This window comes from Methylibium sp., from assembly GCF_013817365.1.
Lineage (GTDB): Bacteria > Pseudomonadota > Gammaproteobacteria > Burkholderiales > Burkholderiaceae_C > Methylibium.
Genome location: NZ_JACDCU010000179.1, coordinates 1 through 7,556, shown reverse-complemented (window position 1 = coordinate 7,556; position 7,556 = coordinate 1). Strand labels below are relative to the sequence as shown.

General features: G+C 64.7%; 7 protein-coding genes. 1 reads left to right on the top strand and 6 read right to left on the bottom strand.

Translation table 11 applies throughout. From position 1 onward, the window contains the following. Positions 1-874: 874 nt before the first annotated feature. Positions 875-1,642, top strand: coding sequence for an IclR family transcriptional regulator (locus H0W38_RS11920; RefSeq protein ID WP_292454223.1), 768 nt, complete (start codon positions 875-877; stop codon positions 1,640-1,642). A gap of 81 nt (positions 1,643-1,723) precedes the next feature. On the opposite strand, the gene pbpG is transcribed toward H0W38_RS11920, so the two are convergent. From pbpG to ilvN, 6 genes are all read right to left on the bottom strand, one after another. Next, positions 1,724-2,722 carry a D-alanyl-D-alanine endopeptidase gene (gene pbpG, locus H0W38_RS11915; RefSeq protein ID WP_292454226.1) on the bottom strand — a complete coding sequence of 333 codons (999 nt, stop codon included), beginning with the start codon at positions 2,720-2,722 and terminating at the stop codon, positions 1,724-1,726. Positions 2,723-2,900: 178 nt separating this feature from the next. Beyond that, complete coding sequence (locus H0W38_RS11910; RefSeq protein ID WP_292454220.1) at positions 2,901-4,442, bottom strand: 2-isopropylmalate synthase; 1,542 nt, start codon at positions 4,440-4,442, stop codon at positions 2,901-2,903. Between the two features lie 210 nt (positions 4,443-4,652). After that, on the bottom strand, positions 4,653-5,492 hold the full coding sequence (pssA, locus tag H0W38_RS11905) for a CDP-diacylglycerol--serine O-phosphatidyltransferase (protein ID WP_292454216.1): 840 nt from the start codon (positions 5,490-5,492) through the stop codon (positions 4,653-4,655). A gap of 8 nt (positions 5,493-5,500) precedes the next feature. Continuing rightward, positions 5,501-6,145: a phosphatidylserine decarboxylase gene (locus H0W38_RS11900; RefSeq protein ID WP_292454214.1), complete on the bottom strand. Its 645-nt coding sequence runs from the start codon at positions 6,143-6,145 to the stop codon at positions 5,501-5,503. A 97-nt stretch (positions 6,146-6,242) separates the two neighbouring features. Next, positions 6,243-7,259 carry a ketol-acid reductoisomerase gene (gene ilvC, locus H0W38_RS11895; protein WP_292454212.1) on the bottom strand — a complete coding sequence of 339 codons (1,017 nt, stop codon included), beginning with the start codon at positions 7,257-7,259 and terminating at the stop codon, positions 6,243-6,245. A 41-nt stretch (positions 7,260-7,300) separates the two neighbouring features. Continuing rightward, positions 7,301-7,556: acetolactate synthase small subunit (gene ilvN / locus H0W38_RS11890; RefSeq protein ID WP_292454210.1), on the bottom strand; the 256-nt coding region annotated here is incomplete at its 5' end.

The following is a 7,556-nucleotide window of genomic DNA, read 5'->3' as shown; positions in this document are numbered from 1 at the left end:
GCGGATACAGGCGCGAGCGCACCGAGCGCAACGCATCGCCGGTGACCACGAAACGTGCCTGCACCGGCGGCGCCCCGCGCCAGCCGAGGCTGCCATCGGCCGCGATGCCGCGCTCGATCAGTGCCCGCGCGCCGCGCACGTCGGCCGCGGCCAGCAGCATCGACGGACGCATGCGCAGTTCGCCCCAGGGCCGAAGGGAAGCCGAGTTGAAGTAAGGCGAAGCTTCTGTCGGCGCACAGCTGCGCTCGCACAGGCCGGCGTCCAGACCGAGCGCCAGCGCGCCGGTGATCGACTGGCAGCCGACCGCGTAAGGCTGATTCCAGGCCAGGCCAGCGCCTGGATGTCTTCGCCGAAATGTGCATCGATCTGCGCAACGACCGATTCGAACTCCGCCGCATCGAGAGCGCGCCGAACCGGCAACACCACGCGCAGCACCTGCGCCGGCGCGAGCCTACGAGCCTGCGCATAAAACTCGCCCACCTGCACGGAGTACGAATCGGCGATGTTGATCACCAGACCCAGCTCCCTTGCCCGGAGTCTTCCGCGATCGCGTGGCGCCACCAAGCCAGGCAGAGCACTTGTCTTGGCGACGGACCACGGAGCCACGCCCGGCGCCGAAGGCGCCCTGACCGCGTCGACCTCTGTGCCGTGCGCGAGCCAGGTTTGGAGCCCCATGCTCAGGCAAAGGCCGACCGTTCCTACCATTCGCCAAGCGTTTTTCATGTGGCTGGCAATGCCGGTGTGGACCAGCCCCAACTGCAACGCTGCCGGCCTGGGCCGCCGTGCTTCGTTCGCGCTTCATGGAGGTTTCGGCGCCACGGACCAAGGATTTTCACCATACAAAACTTTAAACCGCTGAGCGACAATCCCGGGCATGAAACGCAATGAGAACCAGACGCCCACCATTCAGGTGATGGGGCGCATGTTCTCGCTGCTCAATGTGCTGGCCGCGCACCCCGATCCGGTGTCGCTCAAGCTGATCAGCGAGCAGACGGGACTTCACCCCTCGACCGCCCACCGAATCCTCAACGACCTCGCCATCGGCCGTTACGTCGACCGGCCGGAAGCCGGCAGCTACCGGCTCGGCATGCGCCTGCTCGAACTCGGCAACCTGGTCAAAGCGCGGCTCGACGTGCGCGACGCCGCACTGGCGCCGATGCGCGAGCTGCACAAGTTGACCCACCAGCCGGTCAACCTTTCGATGCGCCAAGGCGACGAAATCGTCTACATCGAGCGAACCTACAGCGAACGTTCGGGCATGCAAGTGGTGCGAGCGGTCGGCGGCCGCGCGCCGCTGCACCTTACGTCGGTAGGCAAGCTCTTTCTCGCCCACGACGATGCGCCCCGTGTTCGTGCTTACGCAGCACGCACCGGCTTGGCCGGGCACACGCGCAACAGCATCACCGATCTGCCGGTGCTCGAGCGAGAACTGGCCAAGGTGCTGCAATACGGCAGTGCGCGAGACAACGAGGAACTCGAACTCGGGGTGCGCTGCATGGCGGCGGGCATCTTCGACGACCAGGGCAAGCTGATCGCCGGCCTTTCGATTTCGGCGCCGGCCGATCGACTCGAAGAGAGCTGGATGGACCGGCTTCAGGCCACTGCGACCCATATCTCGACCGCCCTCGGCCACCGCGGCTGAGGGCTGCGGCCGATGTGAAAAAACCCGGCGTGCCGGGTTTTTGTCGCGTCCGCCGCACCGCGGCGCCCCGCTATCGAGCACTCAGGAAGGGAGTTTGGGCGCATCCGCGAACTGCGTCGGCGCGATGACATCCGGCAAGGTTTCGAGCCAGCGGCGCACGCGCTCGGCGTCGCCGAGGCGTGAGTAAGTCCCGGCGGAATCGAGGAACACCATGATCAGCTTGCGGCCCGCCAACTCGGCCTGCATCACCAGGCAGCGCCCGGCCTCGGAGATATAGCCGGTTTTCTGCAGGCCGATTTCCCAGTCGGGGTTGCGAACCAATCGGTTGGTGTTGCGGTACTGCAGCGTGCGCCGTCCGATCGCCACCGCGTGCTCTTGCGAAATGGACAGTTCGCGAATGAGCGGATGCTGATAGGCCGCGTTGACGAGCAGTGCCAGATCATTCGCGCTCGATTGGTTGCGGCTCGACAGGCCGGTCGGCTCGACGAAACGGCTGCCCGACATGCCCAGCAGTTGGGCCCTGGCGTTCATCGCCTCGACGAACGCGTCGAGCCCACCCGGGTAGTGGCGCCCGAGCGCATGCGCTGCGCGGTTTTCGGAGGACATCAGCGCAAGGTGCAGCATCTCTCCGCGGGAGAGTTGCGTGCCCACTGCCAGCCTCGAGCCGCTCCTTTTCTCGGTATCGACGTCGGCCTGCGTGACGGTCAACACTTCGTCGAGCGCCTGCCCGGCCTCGATGACGACGATCGAGGTCATCAACTTCGTGAGCGAGGCGATCGGCAGCACCACCTGGGCGTTCTTGTCGACCAGAATTTCCAGCGTGTCCTGATCCATGACCAGCGCAACGCTGGAATGAAGTTCGAGCGGATCATCGGTCAGGCGCAAGCCTGAAAGCTCCCCGAAGGAAGGCCGGACCACAGCGGCAACTGCCTTGCGCCGCACGGTGCGCGCATGGCGCGCCTTGCGATTGGTCGCCGCGGTGACCTTCGGTTTGGCCGTAGGTTTGGACTTCGCACTCGACGTCTTGCTGCCAGCTTCGCGTCGCTCGCCGGCGGCGTTGGCGCCCATGCCCAGCGTCATCGCGATCACTGCGACAAAGCCGCCCAGCACGCATCGCCAACTCCGCCCAGTCAGAATTTTCAACACCGTCCGCTCCCCGTCCACGCCCCGTGAGGCAGTCTAGGTGAAAGAAAAAAAGCACGCAAGATCAAAAACTTACGCGCTCTTTCTCATGCGGACCTGAAGAGTGAAGTAGTTGTCACCCCTGGGCCGCGACGCGCTCCGTCTTGCTGTGCAGCTTGTTCAATGCAGCGAGATAGGCCTTGACTGAAGCCACCACGATGTCCGGATCGGCACCCACGCCGTTTACCACCCGTCCACCGTGCTGCAAACGCACCGTTACCTCGCCTTGCGATTCTGTCGAGCCACTGGTGATGGCATTGACCGAATAGAGCAGCATTTCGGCCCCGCTTCGCACCTTGGACTCGATCGCTTTCAGACTCGCGTCGACCGGCCCGTTGCCGTCGCTCTCGGCTCGGTGTTCTGCCTCGCCCATCGCAAAGGCAACCTGAGCATGCGGCCGCTCGCCGGTTTCGGAGCGCTGGGCCAGCGAGAGCAAGCGGAAATGTTCGCGCTCGTGCGTGACGCTCTCGTCGCCGACCAGCGCGATGATGTCTTCGTCGAAGATGTCGCTCTTGCGGTCGGCCAGATCCTTGAAGCGCGCAAAAGCGGCGTTCACGTCGGTTTCGCTGTCGAGCGAGATGCCCAGATCCTGCAGGCGCTGCTTGAAGGCGTTGCGGCCGCTGAGCTTGCCGAGCACGATCTTGTTGGCGCTCCAGCCCACATCCTCGGCGCGCATGATCTCGTAGGTATCGCGTGCCTTGAGGACGCCGTCCTGGTGAATGCCGGACGCGTGTGCAAACGCGTTGGCCCCGACCACGGCCTTGTTCGGCTGCACGATGAAGCCGGTGGTCTGCGAGACCAGGCGCGACGCCGGCACGATCTGCGTGGTGTCGATGCCCACCTCGAGCCCGAAGTGGTCGCGCCGCGTGCGCACCGCCATCACCACCTCCTCGAGCGAGCAGTTGCCGGCGCGCTCGCCCAGGCCGTTGATGGTGCATTCGACCTGCCGCGCGCCGCCGATCTTCACGCCCGCCAGCGAATTGGCGACCGCCATCCCGAGGTCGTTGTGGCAGTGCACCGACCAGATCACCTTGTCGGAGTTCGGCACCCGCTGGCGCAGATCTCTGATGAAGTTGCCGTAGAGCTCAGGGATGGCGTAGCCGACGGTGTCAGGAATGTTGAGCGTGGTCGCACCTTCCTTGATGACTGCCTCGAGCACACGGCACAGGAAGTCTGGATCGGACCGGTAGCCGTCCTCGGGCGAGAACTCGATGTCCTCGCACAGGTTGCGTGCAAAGCGGATGGAAAGCTTCGCCTGCTCCAGCACCTGCTCACGCGTCATGCGCAGCTTCTTCTCCATGTGCAACTCGCTGGTTGCGATGAAAGTGTGGATGCGCGAGCGTGCCGCACCTTTCAATGCCTCCGCGGCACGAGAGATGTCGCGGTCGTTGGCGCGAGCCAGCGAACAGACCGTCGATTCCTTGATGGCGTCGGCAATGGCCTTGACGGCCTCGAAGTCGCCGTTGCTCGACGCAGCAAAGCCTGCCTCGATGACATCGACCCGCAGTCGCTCCAACTGGCGCGCGATGCGCAGCTTCTCGTCCCGGGTCATCGAGGCGCCGGGCGATTGCTCGCCGTCGCGCAAGGTGGTGTCGAAGATGATGAGCTTGTCGGCCATGGGATCACTCCATCGGATGAACGCGAGATTGAGGCACCCAAACAAAACGGCCCGCTTGCGAAATGCGCGCGGGCCGTGGTGCAGGGACGAACAGACGTGTGCAGTCAGCGCGCGCGGGGCACTCCTAGAAGCAGCAGCAGGGCGGTGACGGCAAACATGTGCCTCGAATATAGCACTGCCCTTGATCGGCCCGCCTGAGCGCGCCAGCGTTCAGCGATGCAGGCCTTCCTCGTCGGGCTCGTCCATAGAGGTGGCGATAACGCTCACCGGGCGACCCTTCGTCTTGCGCCAGCCGTAGACGGCGTAGCCCGAAAGACCGTACACGACGAACAGCGCAAACAGCACCAGTGGCGGATGCAGATTGATGATGGCGATGGCCAGGGCGATGGCAACGATCACGATGAAGGGTACCGAGCGCTTGAAGCTGACGTCCTTGAAACTGTAGAACGGCACGTTGGTCACCATGGTCAACCCGGCATACAGGGTAAAGGCGAAGGCAACCCAGGAGAGCCACTCGATCTGCCCGGCGTCGCGGAAGCCGGAGTCGTCCATCAGCCAAATGAAGCCGACGACCATCGCAGCCGCGGCCGGGCTGGGCAGGCCTTGGAAGAACCGCTTGTCCACCACGCCGATGTTGGTGTTGAAGCGCGCCAGCCGCAAGGCGGCACCGGCGCAATAGACGAAGGCTGCGACCCAGCCCAACTTGCCCAGGCCGCGCAGGGCCCACTCGTACATGATCAAGGCCGGCGCGGCGCCGAAACTGACCATGTCGGCCAGCGAATCCATCTGCTCGCCGAAAGCGCTCTGCGTGTTGGTCATGCGGGCGACACGGCCATCCAGGCTGTCGAGCACCATGGCGCAGAACACGCCGATCGCGGCCTGCTCGTAGCGGTCGTTCATTGCCATGACGATGGCGTAGAAGCCGCCGAACAACCCCGCAAGCGTGAACAGGTTGGGCAGGATGTAGATGCCCTTGCGGCGCGGACGGCGCGGCGCGTCGTCCAGGTCGTCGGGATCGATCTGCGCGTCGTCGGACGGGCCGGCTTGCATGCGCGGCCTCACGCGCCCGGCAAGGAAGCCAGGATGGTCGAGGTGGCCGAGACCTTGTCGCCGGGCGCGACGTGCGGCGTCGCATCGGCCGGCAGGTAGACATCGACCCGCGAACCGAAGCGAATGAAGCCGTAGCGCTGTCCGCGCGCCACCGTGTCACCGGGCTGCACGTAGCAAAGGATGCGGCGGGCGATCAGCCCGGCCACCTGGACCAGCGTGACGGTGTGGCCGCCGACGTCAATCACCACCGCGTTGCGTTCGTTCTCGGTCGAGGCCTTGTCGAGGTCCGCATTGACGAACTTGCCCGGAAAATACTGCACCTGCCGCACAGTCCCATCGACGCCCGAGCGATTGCTGTGGACGTTGAACACGTTCATGAACACGCTGATGAGAATCGCATCGCGGTCGGCATAGGGATCCCGCACGGCCTCGATCTTGACGATGCGGCCATCCGCAGGCGAGAGCACCACGTTCTTCTCTGTGGGCACCACGCGCGGCGGATCACGGAAGAACTGGACCACGAAAGCCAGCATCAACCAGCATAGAAAGGCCAGTAGGCCTCCCAGAAAAAAAGAGGCGAACACCGCGAAGAAGAACGCGACCGCGATGAAGGGCCAGCCTTCCTTTGCGAGGAGTGGATGGGGATAGTTCATAGGAACAAGGATAACGCAGGGTTTTGATGCAGCGGGAACGCAAAAAAAGGCCGCGCGCCCTGCGGCACCGCGGCCTTTGTCGAACGGCCGATGCCGCTCAGTTCTTGCTCTGATCGACCAGCCGGTTCTTCTTGATCCACGGCATCATCGCGCGCAACTGCTCGCCCACGACTTCGATCGGGTGCTCCGCGGTCAGGCGGCGGCGCGACAGCAGGGTCGGCGCGCCGGCGCGGTTCTCGATGATGAAGCTCTTGGCGTACTCGCCGGTTTGGATGTCCTTGAGCGCCTGGCGCATCGCGGCCTTGGTCTCGTCGGTCACGATCTTCGGCCCGGTCACGTACTCGCCGTACTCCGCGTTGTTCGAGATCGAGTAGTTCATGTTGGCGATGCCGCCTTCGTAGATCAGGTCCACGATGAGCTTGAGTTCGTGCAGGCACTCGAAGTAGGCCATCTCGGGCGCATAGCCCGCCTCGGTCAGCGTCTCGAAGCCGGCCTTGATCAGCTCGACCGCGCCGCCGCACAGCACCGCCTGCTCGCCAAACAGGTCGGTCTCGGTCTCCTCGCGAAAGCTCGTCTCGATGATGCCGGCCTTGCCGCCGCCATTGGCCGTGGCATAGCTCAGCGCCAAGTCGCGCGCCCGGCCGGTCTTGTCGGCGTGGATCGCGATCAGGTGCGGAACGCCGCCACCCTGGCTGTAGGTGGAGCGCACCGTGTGGCCGGGCGCCTTGGGCGCGACCATCCACACGTCGAGGTCGGCGCGCGGCATGACCTGGCCGTAATGGACGTTGAAGCCGTGCGCGAAGGCAAGTGAGCCGCCCTGCTTGATGTTGGGCGCCACCTCCGCGGTGTACACGGCCCCGATTTGCTCGTCGGGCAGCAGCATCATGACGACGTCGGCGCCCTTGACCGCCTCACTCACCTCGGCGACCTTCAGGCCCGCCTTTTCGGCCTTGCTCCACGAAGCGCCGCCCTTGCGCAGACCGACGGTGACCTTGACGCCGCTCTCGCTGAGGTTGAGCGCGTGCGCGTGGCCCTGCGAGCCGTAGCCGATGATGGTGACGCTCTTGCCCTTGATGAGGCTCAGATCGGCGTCTTTGTCGTAATAGACCTTCATGGAGTTCTCCTGTCGAAAAGCAAAAAGTTGGGTTGCCGGGGTCAGACGCGCAGGATGCGCTCGCCGCGGCCGATGCCGCTCGAGCCGGTGCGCACGGTCTCGAGAATGGCGGCGCGGTCCACCGCCTCGATGAAGGCGTCGAGCTTGGCGGCGTCGCCGGTCAGCTCGATGGTGTAGGTCTTCTCGGTCACGTCGATGATGCGGCCGCGGAAGATGTCGGTCATGCGCTTCATCTCGTCGCGCTCCTTGCCCACAGCGCGCACTTTAATCAGCATCATCTCGCGCTCGGTGTAGTGG